Origin of the sequence: Actinoplanes sp. NPDC026619, assembly GCF_040638295.1 — a bacterium.
Classification (GTDB): Bacteria; Actinomycetota; Actinomycetes; order Mycobacteriales; family Micromonosporaceae; genus Actinoplanes.
The window spans coordinates 49796-66264 of record NZ_JBEZYA010000027.1; the positions used below are offsets into that span (position 1 = coordinate 49796).

16 protein-coding genes are annotated in these 16469 nt (G+C 71.6%); 5 read left to right on the forward strand and 11 right to left on the reverse strand.

Annotated features, from left to right (window positions below; all coding sequences use genetic code 11):
• The first annotated feature begins 11 nt into the window (after positions 1-11).
• From AB0E90_RS40960 to AB0E90_RS40970, 3 genes are all read left to right on the forward strand, one after another.
• A complete protein-coding gene (locus AB0E90_RS40960; RefSeq protein ID WP_360417701.1) occupies positions 12-1280 on the forward strand; it encodes a PfkB family carbohydrate kinase in 1269 nt (422 codons plus the stop codon).
• Positions 1261-2109, forward strand: a complete 849-nt coding sequence (locus tag AB0E90_RS40965) for a class II fructose-bisphosphate aldolase (protein WP_360417702.1) — start codon at positions 1261-1263, stop codon at positions 2107-2109. The genes AB0E90_RS40960 and AB0E90_RS40965 overlap by 20 nt, the downstream gene beginning before the upstream one ends.
• Positions 2110-2184: 75 nt before the next feature.
• The gene (locus tag AB0E90_RS40970) at positions 2185-4392 is read left to right on the forward strand and encodes a glycosyltransferase family 39 protein (RefSeq protein ID WP_360417703.1); all 2208 of its coding nucleotides are present in this window, start codon (positions 2185-2187) and stop codon (positions 4390-4392) included.
• Between the two features lie 70 nt (positions 4393-4462).
• Here the strand turns inward: AB0E90_RS40970 and AB0E90_RS40975 are convergent, their stop codons facing one another.
• The 7 genes from AB0E90_RS40975 to AB0E90_RS41005 form a co-directional block, all read right to left on the reverse strand.
• The gene (locus AB0E90_RS40975; RefSeq protein WP_360417704.1) at positions 4463-4966 is read right to left on the reverse strand and encodes a hypothetical protein; all 504 of its coding nucleotides are present in this window, start codon (positions 4964-4966) and stop codon (positions 4463-4465) included.
• A 37-nt stretch (positions 4967-5003) separates the two neighbouring features.
• On the reverse strand, positions 5004-6119 hold the full coding sequence (locus AB0E90_RS40980) for an aminopeptidase P family protein (RefSeq protein WP_360417705.1): 1116 nt from the start codon (positions 6117-6119) through the stop codon (positions 5004-5006).
• A 19-nt stretch (positions 6120-6138) separates the two neighbouring features.
• Positions 6139-6408 carry a YggT family protein gene (locus tag AB0E90_RS40985; RefSeq protein ID WP_360417706.1) on the reverse strand — a complete coding sequence of 90 codons (270 nt, stop codon included), beginning with the start codon at positions 6406-6408 and terminating at the stop codon, positions 6139-6141.
• A gap of 85 nt (positions 6409-6493) precedes the next feature.
• The gene (locus AB0E90_RS40990; RefSeq protein ID WP_360417707.1) at positions 6494-7741 is read right to left on the reverse strand and encodes a hypothetical protein; all 1248 of its coding nucleotides are present in this window, start codon (positions 7739-7741) and stop codon (positions 6494-6496) included.
• 31 nt (positions 7742-7772) lie between these two features.
• Positions 7773-8276 carry a SigE family RNA polymerase sigma factor gene (locus AB0E90_RS40995; RefSeq protein WP_360417768.1) on the reverse strand — a complete coding sequence of 168 codons (504 nt, stop codon included), beginning with the start codon at positions 8274-8276 and terminating at the stop codon, positions 7773-7775.
• A gap of 73 nt (positions 8277-8349) precedes the next feature.
• Entirely contained in the window at positions 8350-9336 is a 987-nt protein-coding gene (locus tag AB0E90_RS41000) for a nitronate monooxygenase (protein WP_360417708.1), read from the reverse strand.
• A gap of 10 nt (positions 9337-9346) precedes the next feature.
• Positions 9347-10192: an aldo/keto reductase gene (locus AB0E90_RS41005; RefSeq protein WP_360417709.1), complete on the reverse strand. Its 846-nt coding sequence runs from the start codon at positions 10190-10192 to the stop codon at positions 9347-9349.
• A 91-nt stretch (positions 10193-10283) separates the two neighbouring features.
• On the opposite strand from AB0E90_RS41005, the gene AB0E90_RS41010 reads away from it, so the two are divergent.
• The gene (locus AB0E90_RS41010; RefSeq protein WP_360417710.1) at positions 10284-10856 is read left to right on the forward strand and encodes a TetR/AcrR family transcriptional regulator; all 573 of its coding nucleotides are present in this window, start codon (positions 10284-10286) and stop codon (positions 10854-10856) included.
• On the opposite strand, the gene AB0E90_RS41015 is transcribed toward AB0E90_RS41010, so the two are convergent.
• Complete coding sequence (locus AB0E90_RS41015; protein ID WP_360417711.1) at positions 10853-12082, reverse strand: low temperature requirement protein A; 1230 nt, start codon at positions 12080-12082, stop codon at positions 10853-10855. The two genes, AB0E90_RS41010 and AB0E90_RS41015, sit on opposite strands and share 4 nt — an antisense overlap.
• Before the next feature lie 53 nt (positions 12083-12135).
• Positions 12136-13077, reverse strand: coding sequence for a DUF2332 domain-containing protein (locus tag AB0E90_RS41020; protein WP_360417712.1), 942 nt, complete (start codon positions 13075-13077; stop codon positions 12136-12138).
• Between the two features lie 259 nt (positions 13078-13336).
• Here AB0E90_RS41020 and AB0E90_RS41025 point away from each other — a divergent pair, with 259 nt between their 5' ends.
• Positions 13337-14320, forward strand: a complete 984-nt coding sequence (locus tag AB0E90_RS41025) for a winged helix-turn-helix domain-containing protein (protein ID WP_360417713.1) — start codon at positions 13337-13339, stop codon at positions 14318-14320.
• A 5-nt stretch (positions 14321-14325) separates the two neighbouring features.
• Here AB0E90_RS41025 and AB0E90_RS41030 read toward each other — a convergent pair whose 3' ends face one another.
• Together AB0E90_RS41030 and AB0E90_RS41035 are read right to left on the reverse strand one after the other, a co-directional pair.
• A complete protein-coding gene (locus tag AB0E90_RS41030) occupies positions 14326-14904 on the reverse strand; it encodes a hypothetical protein (protein WP_360417714.1) in 579 nt (192 codons plus the stop codon).
• A 2-nt stretch (positions 14905-14906) separates the two neighbouring features.
• Positions 14907-16460, reverse strand: coding sequence for a glycoside hydrolase domain-containing protein (locus AB0E90_RS41035; RefSeq protein ID WP_360417715.1), 1554 nt, complete (start codon positions 16458-16460; stop codon positions 14907-14909).
• Positions 16461-16469 lie beyond the last annotated feature (9 nt).

Below are 16469 nucleotides of genomic sequence, written 5' to 3' on the forward strand. Positions count from 1 at the left end.
GGGCAATTATCATGATCGTCACTGTCACGCTCAACCCCGCCCTCGATCTCACCTACACCGTCGACGCGCTCGTGCCGCACGGCACCCACCGGGTCGCCACCGTGGCCGAGCGGCCCGGCGGCAAGGGCCTGAACGTGGCCCGCGTCCTGCACACGCTCGGCGAGCCGGTTCTCGCCACCGGGCTGCTCGGCGGCGCGACCGGCGCGCGGGTCGCCGAACTGCTGCGCGCCGAGGGCGTGCCGGCCGGCTTCGTGCGGATCGGCGGCGAGACCCGCCGCACGGTCGCGGTCGTCGACGGCAGCGACGCCACCGGCTTCTGGGAACCCGGCCCCACGGTCACGGCGGCCGAGTGGGCGCTGTTCGTCGACGAGTTCCGCGAACTGCTCGGGCCGGCCACGGTGGTCGCGCTCAGCGGTTCGCTTCCGCCGGGCGTGCCGCTTGATGCGTACGCGTCGCTGATCGCCCTCGCCGAACAGGCCGGCGTCCCCACCCTGCTCGACACGAGCGGCCCGGCCCTGCGGCACGGCCTGCTCGCCGGCCCGACCCTGGCCAAGCCCAACGCCGACGAACTCGCCGCCATCGCACCCAGCCGGCCCTCCACCGCGCCCGGCGGGGCCGCCACCGCGCCCGGCGGGGCCTCCACCGCGCCCGGCGGGGCCTCCACCGCGCCCGGCGGGGCCTCCACCGCGCCCGGCGGGGCCTCCACCGCGCCCGGCGGGGCCGCCATCGCGCCCGGCGGGGCGGCGGCAAGTGCCGCCCAGGCCGGGCCGGGCGGTGCCGGAATCGTTGCCTCGAGCGCTGGGGCGATCCTCGAGGCCGTCCGTGCACTCGCGGCCGGCCCGGTCGTCGTGTCGCGAGGCGCGGCCGGACTCATCGCCGTCGCGAACGACGAGGTCTGGGAGTGCGCTCCGCCCGTGCCGCTCGACGGAAACCCGACGGGGGCCGGCGATGCGTGCGTCGCCGCGCTCAGCCGGGGTTTGCGTGACCACACGCCCTGGCCGGCGCTTCTCGCCGACGCCGTCGCGCTCAGCGCGGCGGCCGTCGCGGCGCCGGTCGCCGGCGCCTTCGACCCCGAGGTCTACCGGCAGACCCTGGCCACCATGTCCGCCGCGCCGGCATCAGCCGGCCGGGTCACGCCGCCTTCGGACGGCCGGGTCACGCCGCCTTCGGACGGCCGGGGCACGCCGCCACCAAGCGGACAAACCACACCGTCGCACGGCGAACAGGCCGCCGTATCGGCATCTGCATCAGGAGGTTTCCGTGCTGGCACCCACCGGTGATCTGGTCGCGGCCGCTCGGGCGGCAGGCGGCGCGGTCGGCGCTTTCAACGTCATCACCATTGAGCATGCCGAGGCGATCGTGGCCGGGGCCGAGGCTGCCGGGCTGGCGGTGATTCTGCAGATCAGTGAGAACGCCGTGCGGTTTCATCACGATCGGCTCGCGCCGATCGCGGCCGCCGCCTGGGCGATCGCGTCCTCGGCCGGCGTGCCGGTGGCGCTGCATCTCGATCATGTGGAATCCGACGAGTTGCTCGCGCAGGCGGCGGCCAACGGGTTCGGGTCGGTCATGTATGACGCCTCCCGCCGGCCCTATGCCGAGAACGTGGCCGCGACCGCGGCGGCCGTGCTCCGCTGCCATGCGGTGGGGCTGTGGGTGGAGAGCGAGCTCGGCGAGATCGGCGGCAAGGGTGGGGCGCACGCATTCGGCGCACGCACCGACCCGGGTGAGGCGGCCGCCTACGTCGAGGCGACCGGGGTGGACGCTCTCGCCGTGGCGGTCGGCTCGTCGCACGCGATGACCACCCGCAGCGCCCGCCTCGACCACGAGTTGATCGGGCGGCTCGCCGCGGCGGTGCCGGTTCCACTGGTGTTGCACGGGTCGTCGGGGGTGCCGGACGACGAGCTGTCCCGGGCGGTGCGTGGCGGCATGTCGAAGATCAACATCGGGACGGCGCTGAACACCGCGTTCACCGGGACGGTCCGGGCGACCCTCGGCGACCAGCCCGATCTGGTCGATCCGCGTCGATATCTGGCCTCGGCGCGCTCGGCGATGGCCGAGACCGTTTCGACGGCGTTACGGGTCCTCAAATCGGGCGTAATCCCCGCGTAACCTCAGCAGAGATCTACAGCGTGCTCACAGCCTGCTCCTAGAGAGCGCGTAGCACTCAGGGCAAAAGTGGCAACCATGACGTTGACCCTCGACCCTGCCCAGGCCGTCGGGAACCAGGAGCAGCCGCCGTCGCCCCGGCGCCGCTCCTGGCTCGGCGATCCCGTTTGGGCCCGGCCCGCACTCTGGGTGCTGCTCGCCGGCACCGCGGTGCTCTACCTGTGGAATCTCTCCGCCTCCGGCTGGGCGAACGAGTTCTATGCGGCCTCCGCACAAGCCGGCTCCCAGTCCTGGAAGGCGTGGCTGTTCGCCTCCCTCGACGCGGGCAACGCCATCACCGTCGACAAGCCACCCGCCGCGATGTGGGTGATGGGCCTGTCCATGCGGATCTTCGGGGTGAACAGCTGGGCGATGCTGGTGCCGCAGGCCCTGATGGGCGTGGCCAGTGTGGCCCTGCTCTACGCCGCGGTGCGCCGCTGGTTCGGCCCGGCGGCCGGCCTGCTCGCCGGCCTGACGCTCGCGCTCACCCCGGTCGCGGTGCTGATGTTCCGCTTCAACAACCCCGACGCGCTGCTCGTGCTGCTGATGGTCGGGGCGGCCTACGCCACCGTCCGCGCCGTCGAGACCGCGTCGTGGAAGTGGCTCGCGCTCGTCGGGGTGCTGCTCGGCTTCGGCTTCCTGACCAAGATGCTGCAGGCCTTCCTGGTCCTGCCCGGGTTCGCGCTGGTCTACCTGATCGCCGCGCCCACCTCGTTCTGGAAGAGGTTGCGTGACCTGCTCATCGGCGGTCTCGCGCTGATCGTCTCCGGTGGCTGGCTGGTGCTGCTGGTCTCGCTGTGGCCGGCCGACTCGCGGCCCTACATCGCCGGCTCCACCAACAACTCGCTCTGGCAGCTCGCGATCGGCTACAACGGACTCGGCCGGATCTTCGGCGGCGAGGGCAACGGTGGCGGTGGCGGCGGCCGGGGCGGTGGTGGCGGCGGTGGCGGCTTCGGGGGCTCGACCGGCATCACCCGGATGTTCGGCGACAGCTTCGGGCTGGAGATCTCCTGGCTGCTGCCGGCCGCGCTGATCGCGCTGGTCGCACTCCTGATCGGTACGGCACGGGCCCCGCGCACCGACCGCACCCGCGCCGCGGCCGTCATCTGGGGCGGCTGGACGGTCGTCACCGGCCTGGTCTTCAGCTTCATGAGCGGCACCGTGCACCCGTACTACACGGTCGCCCTCGCACCGGGCATCGCGGCGCTGGTCGCGATCGGCGCCCGGGTGCTGTGGGGCTGGAAGGACAACATCCTCGCCCGCGTCGGACTCGCCGCGATGGTCGTGGTGACCGGCGTCTGGGACTACGTGCTGCTCGGCCGGGTCTCATGGGCGCCGGGGCTGCGCTGGTTCGTGCTGATCGCCGGGATCGTGGCCGGCGCGGCGCTGCTCATCCCAGCGAAACTGCTCCGCCGGGCCGGCTTGGTGGCGGTTGCCGCCGTGGCCGTCGCGGCTACCGGAGCGGCCACGGCCGCCTGGGGTGTCAGCACGGCCGGGGTCGCACACAGCGGGTCGATTCCGACCTCGGGGCCCTCGGGAGTATCGACCGGTGGCGGCTTCGGCGGCGGACCGGGAGGCGGTCGCAACGGCGGCGGTTTCCCGGGCGGCGACCGCAACGGTCAGGGCGGCTTCCCCGGCGGCGGCAACGCACCCGGCGGCCAGAACGGCAGTGGCCAGACCGGTAGCGGTCAGAATGGCACTGGCACGAACGATAGTGGCACTAACGTTAGTCCGCCTAACGTTAGTGGCACTAACGATAGTGGCACTAACGATAGTGGCACTAACGGTGGTGGGCAGGCCAACGGTGGGCCGGGCAACGGTTCGGGCTTCCCGGGTGGCAACGGTGCTGGTGGCGGCCGCACCGGTGGTGGCTTCGGTGGTGGGCAGAGTGCCAGCGCCGAGGTGGTGGCGCTGCTCAAGGCCACGAACACCCGGTGGGCCGCGGCCACGAACGGCTCGATGCAGGCGGCGCCGCTGCAGCTCGGCAGCGGCCGGCCGGTCATGGCGATCGGCGGCTTCACCGGCAGCGACCCGTCCCCGACCCTCGCCGAGTTCCAGGCCTACGTGAAGGCCGGCGCGGTCCGCTACTACATCGGCGGCGGCCAGGGCGGTGGCGGTGGCTTCGGTGGCCGCGGCGGCGACAGCGGCGGCCAGTCGATCAGCCAGTGGGTCGCGGACAACTACACGGCAACGACCGTGGGCGGCAGCACCGTCTACGACCTGACCCAGCCGAAGGCCGCTTCCTAGGGCCGTACCGCAAGCCAGAAAGCCCGCCCGGAACCCCAGCGCCGCGGCGGGCTTTCTCTTGCCCGGAAAGTCAGCCGGCCAGGCGCTGGACCTGGCCCAGCTTGCAGGTCATCTTCTCGCCGAGGACCGCCTGCGAGGAGGCCGAGGTCTCACCGCTGTCGAGGTGGTAGACGCCGGAGTGGGTCGTCACGGATCGCGCCTGGACGCCCGCGACCGTGGCGACGCCGGTCGCGATGCCGGCGCCGTGCGAGTCGAGCAGCGACCAGTGGACGTCGTAGGTGGCCTTCTCGGCGTCCGGGTTGCTGATCATGAAAGTCAGCTTCCAGGCGGTGCCCGCGGGGTGGCCGAAGGAGGTGGCTTTCGCGCAGGTCAGGCCGCTGACCTGGCCGGTCACCGGCACCGCGGTGCGGGTCTGCGCGGCGGCCGCCGTGCCGGTTCCCGAGCGGTAGACGCCGACGGCCAGCACCACCCCGACGGCGGCCACGCCTGCGGTGGCGTACGTCCGGATGGGGTTGCTCTTCCGGGCATGCCGGGGTTTGAAGCCGGGCGGGCGCGGCAGGGCGAGGTACGTCACGCCCGTCCATCGGCAGCTCCCGGCCCGACTTCAGGATTCAGGCGACGACGGCCAGGTCACGGCTGGTGTTGTTGAGCCGGCGGCCGCCGTCCGCGGTGACCGTGACGATGTCCTCGATCCGCACCCCGAACCGGCCGGGCAGGTAGATGCCGGGCTCGATCGAGAAGCACATGCCCGGGACCAGCGGCTGCTTCTCCCCCGCCACCATGTACGGCGGCTCGTGGGTGGTGACGCCGATGCCGTGGCCGGTGCGATGGATGAAGAACTCGCCGTAGCCGGCGTCGCGGATCACCTGCCGGGCCACCCAGTCGATCTCCTCGCACGGGACGCCCGGGCGGACCGCCTCGAACGCGGCCTGCTGCGCGCGGCGAACGATCGCGTGCACCTCGCGGACCTCGTCGCCCGGCTCACCGACGGTGACGGTGCGGGTGGTGTCGGAGCCGTAGCCGTCGAGCAGGCCACCGAAGTCGAGCACCACGGCGTCGCCGTTCTCGATGACCCGGTCGCCCGCCTCGTGGTGCGGGTTCGCGCCGTTCGGGCCGGAGCCGACCACGGTGAAATCGACCTGTTCGTGGCCGAATTTCCGGAGCAGCGCGGCCAGGTCGGCGGCGACCTCGGTCTCCCGGCGGCCGGCGAAACGCGCGCCGAGGATCTCGCCGTAGGCGGCGTCGGCGGACGCGCCCGCCGCGGCCATCCGGGTCAGCTCGTGCTCGTCCTTGACCGCACGCAGCATCGGCAGGCACACCGACAACGCGTGGTAGGTCGTGCCGGGCAGCGCCTCCTGCAGGCCGATCAGGTGCATCGCCCAGGTGGAGTCGGAGATGCCGTAGCGGCCGGCCGGGCGCAGCAGCGGCGCGACCACCCGGTAGGGGTCGCTCGCGTCGTACCAGTCCAGCAGGGTCAGCGCGGGCGCGCCGGGGGCGGCCGCCGCGTCCGGCCGTTCGAGGGCCGGGACGATCAGCGTCGGCGGCTGGTCGGGGGTGAGCACGAGCAGAGTCAGGCGCTCGGTCACCGCGGTCGGCCGGTAACCGGTCAGCCAGGCCAGGTCGGGGCCGATGCCGACCAGCACCCCGGCCAAACCGGCGGATGCGGCGGACTCGAGAGTCCGCCGCATCCGGTGGGCGTAGTCGTCAGCGGTGAAGGTGACAGTCATGGATCCAGAATGGGCTTTTTCAGGCGATCAGGGAACGGATCAGCACCACCGCGAAGAAGACGATGATGAAGGCCAGGTCGATTGCCATGCCGCCGAGACGCAGCGGCGGGATCACCCGGCGCACCGGAGCGAGGACCGGCTCGGTGATCACCGTTACCCCGCGGGTCAATTTGTACCGGAAAGATCCGGACGAAGTCGGGCCGGCCAGCGCGACGGACCAGTCCATGATCGCGCGCACCACGAGAGCCAGTTGGAACAGCAGCAACAGCAGGCTGAGCAGGGCGAGCATCGTTCCTCCAGTTACCGAGCGGGGTAGCTCCTCTACTGTGCGTCGACTTCCTGTGAGGCCCCTGAGCAGCTGCTGTGCCCTACAACTACTTGCAGTGCCAGACCACCGCCTGGATGACATCCTTCGCGTCGTCCGACTGACCCCCGATGGTCCGGCCGTCGTCGCTGATCGAGTTGGCGATGTTGGTCAGGTTGCCCGGCTTGTGGTCAGCCAGCATGGGCAGCGGCACGGCTCGGCCGTCGGCGTACAGGATCGCGTAGCCCTTCTTGTCGATGCCGACCTCCCAGCCCTGGGCGTTGATCGCGTCCGAGCTCATGTCGAACCGGTCGGAGACGGTGGCCTCGCCGGTGCGCACGTTCCACTTGACCGCCCACAACTTGCCGTCGCGGCCGTCCTTGCTCTCGGACTCGTCGGCCACGCCGGTCGCCACCCCGTTGCGGATCGAGAAGACCCGGGCGCTCGGCGCCTTCTTGCCCTGATACGTCGGCAGGGTCAGCGCGTGGTGGGTGCCGTCGGCGAACCACACGTACGGCGTCTTCAGGTCGAGGTTGCCGACCGTGGTGCCGTCCTCGTCGATGTCGTCGGCCGTCGACGCCTTCACTCCGGCCGGCACCGGCAACCTGATCGGCTGCCCCGTCGCCGAGGGCCAGACCACCGCGTGCGAGCCGGGGTCGCCCGCGGTCAGGTCCGAGCCGGCGATCGCCCCGGCGTCGTTGATCGCCTCGGCGCTGCCGGCCTTGACCCCGGGAAGCTTCAGAACCTTGCCATTGACGTACGCAAATGGCAGTTGCTGTCCGTCGTCGGTGTAGCTCCAGCCGACCGCGGCGCCGGACGAGTTGACCCCGCGCAGCGACTCCTCCGAATCGCCGGGGAGCATCACCTTCCGCACCGTGCCGGCGTGCCAGATCACCGCCTGGTAGCCGCCGCCCTTCGGATAGGTGCGCCCGACCAGGTACTGCCCGGTCGGGTCGCCCGCCGAGACCAGCGCCATCGGTTCCTTCGCGGGCACCGGCAGATGCTCGAGCGTGCAACTGGTCGGCGCGATCGCGGCGGTCACCGACCAGCCGGGGGTGCCCGGGATCGTGTACGCGGGTTTCGGCTTGACCGACGGCTTCGCGGTCGCCACCGGGCGCGCCGGCGTCTTGGTCGTTCTCGCGTTCGCCACTGCCACCCCGGTGACGGCCAGCGCGGTCAGGGCCGCGACACCGGCGTACCCCAGGCCCCGGCGCCGGTTGCGGCGGCGCCCGGACCTGATCGCACGGTCGATGTCCACGGTCGAGGGAGCGGGCGGTTCGTCGTCGAGGGACCGCAGCAGTTCGATCTCGGTAGGCATGTGTCAGCTCCTCTCAGTTCTTCGAGGCGAATCAGTTCTTCAGGGCGGGTTCGCGCTCGCCGAGCAGGCGGCGCAGCGTGGCGAGCCCTCGTGCGGTTTGGCTCTTCACCGTGCCGGCCGAGCAGCCGAGCGCGGCGGCCACCTCCTCGACCGGCAGGTCGTAGAAGAACCGCAGCACCAGCACGGCTCGCTGCCGCGGGGGCACCTCGGCCAGCGCGGCCCGGACAACCTGACGGTCCTCGGCGCCGCCGTCGACGAACGGCGGCGGCTCGGGCAGCTCGCGGAACAGCCGGACCCGCGCCCACGCCAGCCGTTTCTCGTCCAGGAACGTGCGCACCAGCATGGTTCGCACGTACGCGTCGAGGTTGTCGGCGGTCCGCGCCCGCCGCCATTTCACGTACAGCGTGGTGATGGTCTGCTGAACCACGTCGTCGGCGCGATGTGGGTCGCCGGCCAGGACGTACGCGAGTCGCCGCAGCGCGGGAATCTTCGCCGCGACGTATTCCACGTAGTCCTCATGCGCACCATCCCGCATCGCCCAGCCCTCCGTAGGTTCCGTCACTCCTTGGACGGGGGCGGCGGACCGGGCGGTTGTCAGCCGTCCCGAACTAATTCAGCGCGTCGATGATCGCGGCCACCGGGCCGGGCCGGGCCGCCGCGAAACCGGTGCCGGCCCACAGGTTGAGGGCCTCCGCGTCGCCACGGGCGGCGGCCGCGGCGCGGATCGGCGCGGTCAGATGGTGGATCGCCGGATAGCCGATCGGGGCCCGGTCGGAGTAGGTGTCGGTGAAGCGGTTGCGCAGGCCGCGGGCCGGCTGGCCGGTGAACGCCCGGGTCACCACGGTCTCCCGGTGGCCGCCTGCGAGCAGGGCGGCGCGGTGGGCCGCCCGGGTGCCGGCCTCGTCGGCGAGCAGGAACGCGGTGCCGCACTGCACGGCCGTGGCGCCGGCGTCGCGCAGGGCCCGCACCTCGGCGGCGGCGCCGACGCCGCCGGCCGCGACGACCGGCACCCCGGCCACCGCCCGGACGGCGGCGAGGACCTCGGGCGCGGTGGTGGCGCCGCGATAACCCGCCGGGTGGAAGGTGGACGAGTGCGCGCCGGCCGAGCCGGCCTGCGCGATCAGGGCGTCGGGTTGCGCGACGAGCGCGGCGCGGGCCTCATCGGCCGAGGTCACCGTGATGAGCACGCCGCTGCCGGCCGCGCGCAGAGCCTTGACCAGAGCCGGATCCGGTACGCCGAAGGTGAAGCTCACCAGCGGCGCCCGGTACGCGATCGCGAGCTCGACCTTGGCCGCGTAGTGGTCGTCGTCGGTCAGGCGCAACGGGGGCAGGTCCACCGCGTACCGGTCGGCCTCGGTCTGCAGCAGTTGCCGGTAACGCTCGATCGGCGCGGGATCGGCCGGCGGCGGCATCGGGACGAAGATGTTCAGCCCGTACGGCTGCCCGGCGACCGCCCGCAATTCCGCCTCGACGGCCTCCGGCGTCTTGTAGCCGGCCGCGAGGAACCCGGTCGCCCCCGCCTGGGCGGCCGCGAGGACCAGCTCGGGGGTGGTCGGACCACCGGCCATCGGCGCGACGATCAGCGGCGTCAGCATGCGGCCGACATTAGAGCCTGTCGAAGGCGGTTGTCGCTTCCTGGTCGAGCTCGATCCGGGCGACCGCGACGTTGTCGGCCAGGTGGGCGAGGTCGCGGGTGCCGGGGATCAGCAGGGTGACCGGGCTGTGCCCGAGCAGCCAGGCCAGGCCGGCCTGGGCCGGGGTGATGCCGAGGCGCTCGGCGTGCGCGATGACCACCGGGTTGCCGGACACGCTGGGAAACCCGTCGAAGGCCGAGCCGAGCGGGAAGAACGGCACCCAGGCGATGCCGTGCTGGGCGCACTCGACCAGCAGGTCCTCGTGGCCGCGGTCGAGGACGTTGTAGAGGTTCTGCACGCAGACGATGCCGACCGGGAGCGCCTGGCGCAGCTGGGCCAGGCTGACGTGGCTCAGGCCGATGCCGCCGATCTTGCCCGCGTCGCGCAGCGCGATCAGCTCGGCGAGCTGGCTGTCCAGGTCGACGGCCTGGTCGCCGGTCGCGACGATGCCGGGCGCCATGTCCGCCCGGCGGAGGTTGACCACCGCGAGGTGGTCGGTGTCGAGGGCGCGCAGGTTCTGCTCGACCTGTGCCCGCAACTCCGCCGGTTTCTGGGCGGCGGCCAGGCGCTCGGTGGGATGGGTGACCGCGCCGACCTTGGTGACGATTTGCAGATCCGCGGCGTACGGATGCAAGGCGGTTTTGATCAGGCTGTTGACCGTGCCCGGGCCGTAGAACTGGGCGGTGTCGAGGTGGTTGACGCCGAGCTCGATCGCCCGGTGCAGGACCTTGACGGCATCGGCGGGATCGCCGTGTTCCAGCTGCATGGCGCCGAAGCCGACTCGCAGGACCTCGTGGTCGCCAAGTTTCCCGTACATCTGACCTCCCGATACGATGGGTTAAGCGGAACCGATTCCGCTTAGCTTCATTCGACCGTAGCAGAAGCGGAATCGATTCCGCTTTTCGGAGGTGGGGAAAGTTTCCGAGCCACGCCCCAGCGCGCGCCGGGACGCGCAGCGCAACCGGCAGCGCATCATCGACGCCGCCACCCGCGCTCTCACTGCCGGCGGCCCCGAGCCGGTCAAGATCGAGACCATCGCCCAGGAGGCGGGGGTCGGCGTCGGCACGCTCTACCGCAACTTCCCGTCCCGCGAAGCGCTGGTCGAAGAGGTCTACCGCAGCGAGCTCACCCGGCTCTGCGCCGTCGCCGAGCAATTGGTGGCCGAGCATCCGCCGGCCGCCGCCATGCGCGAGTGGATGCGTCGCTACCAGGACTTCGTCGCCACCAAGCACGGGATGGCCGAGGCGCTGCGGGCGGTGATCGCGAGCGGCGCGATCACCTCCGGCCAGACCCGCGAGCGGCTCAACGGCGCGATCGCCACCATCCTCGAAGCCGGGCGGGCCGACGGCAGCCTGCGCACCGACGTCGAGCCGGCCGACGTCTCGGCCAGCATGGCCGGCATCATGCTGACCGCGGCCGACGTCGCCCAGGCCGGCCGGATGCTGCAGCTGCTGGTCGACGGCCTGCTGGCGAGGCTCTAGCTCTCGGCCACTACCTTCTCCGCCTCCGGCTGCGTCTCCTCCGCGTTCCGGCGGTAGAGCACGTGCCACCCCGCGACCGCGAACAGGATCGCGGCCAGCGCCCAGCCGTGGAGCGAGCCGCCGAACAGGCCCAGCAGCACCGACGCCAGGACCGCGGGCAGGCCCCAGCCGGCGATCCAGGCGATCGGCGCGCCGCCGCGGGCGCCGAGCAGGCTGACGGTCAGGAAGTAGAGCGCCGCGCCGCTGCAGAGCACCCAGCGGTTGGCCTCCGGCATCGGCTCGTCGGCATGCCCGGCCAGGACGCCGAGCCCGGCCGCGATCAGGACGATCGAGCCGGTCATCAGGTAATGCGCCGGCATGGTGAGACGCAGGGCAAAGACCCGGGTGCCGTACGTCGGGGCGCCGCCCGCGCCGTACCGGAGAGTCAGCCACCACAGCGCGACCAGCAGGCCGAAGCCCGCGACCAGCGCCGCCATCAGGCCGCGCTCCCAGTGCTCCACCTCGGACGCGGCGTCGATCAGCTGCGCCACCGCCTCGCCGAGCACGATGATCACGAAGAGGCCGAGGCGCTCGCCCAGGTGCGGCCGGTCGGGCCGGGCCGCCTGCAACGGGGGCGGCGCCGGTTCGGTCGACGGCCGGCGCAGCCACCGCATCCGCCGCATGTGGTTGCGCTGCGCCTCCTCGCGCTCCCGCTGCTCCTCGGCCAGCAACTGCTCCGGGTGCCGGGACTTGACCACCGACACCACGACGTCGAGCACGATGCCGGCCGCCCACAGGTAGTAACGCACCGGCGGCTGGAAGCCCATCGACGCGATCCACGGGATCACGCCGGCCGCCTGCTGCACGCCCGGCCACTCGGTCATGATGCGGCTGGTGCGCTTCCAGGAGCCGGCGCCCATCAGGCGGCAATAGACGTACGCCGCGATGAACCACCTCGGTTCGCCGTGCAGCACCTGCGGCACGGCCGCGGCCATGATGGCGATGCCGAACATGGCCAGCAGCATCGACCGGACCCGGGTCAGGTCACCGGAGACGTTGGCGTAGAGGGTGAACGACGTCCACACGCTCCACATCGCGTAGTAGCAGACGACGAAGAGGAACACCTCGCGCAGCCCGGGGCCGTCGTGCAGAAGATGGGCCAGCTGCGCGACGGCCACGACGATGACCAGGTCGAAGAAGAGCTCCAACCAGGTAGCGTGACGTTCCTCGACGGCGGGTGACGGCATGCGCAGGAACATAGCGCAACATCGTGCCGCTCTCGCTGCACTCCTGCTCGCGGTCAGGCCGGGGCGAACCAGGTCATCGCCTGGCCGTGGGGGCGGGTCCAGGCCAGGGGGCGGCCGTCCAGGGCCATGATGTTGTAGAGGGTTTCGGCTGGCGGGGGCGGGATTTCGGCGTACTGGAAAGTCGCCGGGTTTTCCACGGAGAGCCAGTGGCCGGGCAGGGTGCGTACGAGATCGGTGAATGCCTGCCGCCGGGCCGGCGGCACCTGGTAGAGCACCGACGTGTTGAAGATGACCAGCGTGGCGTCCGTCGGCGCCTGGGCGGCCAGGGCGGGGAGGTCGTCGACCAGGTCGCCTCGTTGCAGCCGGGGCGGGTCGGCCGCCGCGATCTGGGCGGCGGCGCGCAGGCGGGCCCGGCGGTGGTGGTGTTCGGGCCAGATCAGGGACTCCAGCCAGCGGGCGTCGGCCGGGTCGGTGATGTCCAGCGGGTTCAGGTCCAGGCCCGCCCGCCACACCACCTCGGGCAACGCTGCCGGCGGTTGGTGGCCGGTCAGGTCGCAGTCGAGGTCCACCGGACTGTCGCCCAGGGTGGCCCCGCCATAGCGGTAGGCGTATCGGTCGGGGTAGAGGTTCAGGCCGGCCGAGGCGCCGATCTCCAGGAGCGCCAGCGGCTGGGGCAACGCCGCCAGCACCGGCAGCAGCAGCGCGCAGCGGCCTGCCTCGTTGGTCTGGGTCGCTCGGGTGCGCATCTCCGGTTCTATCCGCGGCCAGTTCGCGCGCACGAAGTCGAGGAACGCGGGCGGGTCGGTGACCGGGCCGCCCAGGTAGGTGACCACCGCGTACAGCAGATTGGGTTGCCTCTTGGCCGGCGGCAGCGTGTCCAGCCGGGCCAGCACCTCCGGGTCGTGCGAGACGGCGATGGAGAGGTTCTCGTAGGCCGGGGAGACGTCGTGGGCCTCCCGGGCCGCGAACTCTGCGTAGATCATCGCGGTTGACATGTGGGGCTCCCCCGTTGGGAACGGACATCGGCCATCGGAAGCCTACGAAACCGTACAGTTCAGAGTGTTAACTATTCAGCGAGGCGTTAAATGTCTTGTTGCCGCCGCCCTGATCCGGGGATGGTCGTCTCGTCGAGCCGGCCACCGGGCGAGCTCGCGGCGGTGGCGGTTGGGTAATACGGGGGACCGTCATGGCCGGGGCACGTGCGGCGGCGGCTCGGCATTTTTGCTGCTCGCTACCCCCGAGTAATGTTGCCGGGTGTTGCGCATCATCTTCACGCCGCAGGACGTCGGCCGCGTCCGGATCGCCGGTGAGCCGGATCCGATGTGGGAGACGGTGTTCAGCGTGTTCCGGCTCCAGCGACCCGGTCCGGCCCCGATCTACGGGCCGTGGCGCGAACGAGCCGTGCGGGCCGTGCGCCGGGCCGACCTCGACATTCTGCTTCCGCTGATCCGCGGTCGTTACTATCCCGACTTCCTCACCCCGGCCGAGGGCCGGCAGGGCATGGCCGACGGCATCGAGGCGCTGCTGTCCACCCCGAAGACCCGGCTCAAGCACGACATGGTCGAGCTGGCCCGGCTCGGTGAGCCCACCCCGTCGTGGATGCGCCAGCTCGCCGAGGGCGACCGGCCCGCGCTGCAGCGCCTCGCCGGCGCCATGCACTCGCATTACCAGGCGGTGGTCGAGCCCTATTGGGCCGTGGCGCAGGCGCACGTCGAGGCCGACCGCTCCCGCCGGGCGCGGGCGCTGCTCGACCACGGCTACGAGGGGCTGCTCGGCAGCTTCCGGCCGATGATGCAGTGGAACTCGCCGGTCCTCGAGGTGGCCACCCCGTTCGACCAGACCATCTCGCTCGACGGGCGCGGTCTGTGGCTGGTCCCGTCGTACTTCTCCTGGGGTCAGCCCGACGTTCTCCGCGACCCGTCGCTGCCGCCCGTGCTGGTCTACCCGGTGCCGCGCGACCCGGGGGTGGTCGCCGACCGGAAGATGCCGGCGAACGCCGTGGCCGCACTCATCGGGCAGACCCGCACGTCGGTGCTCGAATCCATCGGCGACGGCAGCACCACCTCCGAGCTGGCCCGCCGGGTCGGGGTGAGCGCGGCCTCGGTCAGTCAGCACACGGCGGTGCTGCGCGAGGCCCGGCTGATCCACACCAGCCGGGTCGGCAAGGCGGTGCTGCACACGATCACCCCGCTGGGCGCCGCGCTGCTGGGCGATCACCCCGGCCGGCCCAACGAGTAGCCGGCTCAGCGACTAGCCGGGTCCGCTACCGCTCCGGCGGTCTGTGCCTTCACCAGCAACGGGCGGCTGGTGTCGACGCGCGCGGCCACCTCTTGGAGAACCTCGCTGTCCGGGGCGACCGCGATGTGGAAGTGGCCGACCTTCGCGGGCGTCAGATCGCCGCCCCAGGCCACGGTTCCGGACAGGTCGGCCAGGATGTCGCGGACGATCGCCTCCTGGTGCGGCCACAGTCGCTCGCTGCCGCCGAGCGGATAGGCGTGCGGGTGGAGGGCGATCGCCGTACCGGAAAGGTAGGCCGACTCGAATGCCGGGCCGAGCGTGCGGTCGGTCGTGAAGGCGGCGATGCCGCCGCCTTCGCCGGTGTCCAGCGGGGCGATTTCATAGTGCCAACGGCGAGCCACATGCAGGAGTACGGCGGCGGCCGCGCCGGTGCGCAGCGTCGCCGATGCCCGGGAGCCTTCGATCCGGTGCTCGGCCACCTCGGTGGGGTCGATCCGCCAGCCGTTCATCGAAGTCCGGGCGGCGGCAGACGTGCCGGGCACCGCGACAAGAGCGGCGCCGAACAGGGTGCGTCGGGTAACCACGATCAGGCCTCCGGAATCGTCTGGTCGAGGGTGGAAACGCCGGGATCGCCGCCGTCGCGCCACACGTCGTGGTCGATGCCCCAGCCGGGCTGGAAGTCAAACTCCCGGATCTGGTTGAACGACCAGTTCTCCGGCATGCGCACGCCCAGGTTGCCGGAGTATTGCCAGGACATCGCGGCGACCAGCGACCAGGTCGCGCCGATCTCGCGGGAGACCCGGGTGCAGACGTTGCGGGAGCCGTAGACGCCGAACGTGTAGCGGTTGCCGGCCGCGGCCAGTGCCGCCTTCACGCCCTCGAAGTACGGCTTGATGCTGGTGTCCACATCGGCGTCGAGAGCGTCGTAGTCGACCGCGAAGTAGATGCACGTCCCGGCGGGCAGCCCGTGCTCGACCGACTTGTTGTGGGCGACGGCGCCCTGGTCGTATCCCTTCTCGTAGGTGAAGTTGGCGAGAACGGTGCCGTTGTACTGGAAGATCGGGAACAGCCGGAGCCCGGCGTCCAGGATCGTGCGCGGCTCGCCCGGCTTGAGCGCCTTGCCCAGGTAATAGGGGTCGGTGGGCGGCAGGTGCTCGTCGAGGTAGCGGCCGACGATGCGGTAACCGGCGGCGTAGAGCGCCTGGGCCCGCTCGGCGGTGATCTCGGCGATGCCGTCGGTGGCGGTGCCCGGCCGGCTGGTGTCGCCACTGGCGACGAGCAGCTCGGCCCAGGTGATGAAGTCGTTGGTGGCGGTCTGCGGGATCTGGGTGAACTGCTGGAAGGCGCGCAGCCAGGCCAGATGGGTGAGCGTCTCGTCGCCGGTGTCGATGTCGCCGGCGGCGTATTCCACGCCGGGCGGCACCGGGGAGCTGAGGTAACAGGCCGAGCGGAACAGGTAACGCAGGTCGGCCGGGAGCGGCACGACTGTGCCCTTGCTGCGCAGGCCGGCCTGGGTGCCCGGCCCGAAATAGCCGTTGATCGCGGTGAGGTCCACGCCCACTTCGAACTGGACCGCCATCAGCAGGCCGTTCTGCAGGTCGCGGGAGGGCACGCCGTCGCACGGGACCAGGCTCATCGCGGGAATGCCGAGGCCGACCGTGTATCGCGAGTTGAGCCGCTGCTGCAGCCGCTGCACGGCGAGGTCACCGGTGCCGACGAGACGGAACTGGTCCATCCGCATCAGGGCCTTGCAGATGTGCGGCCACGCCTGGCTGCCGTAGACGAGACCGGCATCCTCGAACAGCTGCGCCAGCGAGGACTGCGACTGGTCGCTCCACACACCGAGGTCGCTCGACGCCCAGTAACCTTTGCACCAGAGCGCCGCGTTGTAGATGCGGATCAGGTTGGCGTTGGTCTCGGCGATCGGCAGCAGGTTGCGCTTCTTGACCGCCGCGAACGTGCCCGGCCCGAAGTTCTGCACCGTCGGCGTGATGCCCAGCTCGAACTGCAGGCCCTGGGTCAGCGAGAGCACGGTCGCCCAGCCGGTGGAGCCGTCCTCCGGGCAGCGGAGGTAACCGGGCGCGGACTGGTAGGCAGCGTTCACCCATTGCTGAACGGCGAGCACATTGGTGTCAGTCATCGTTCCCCA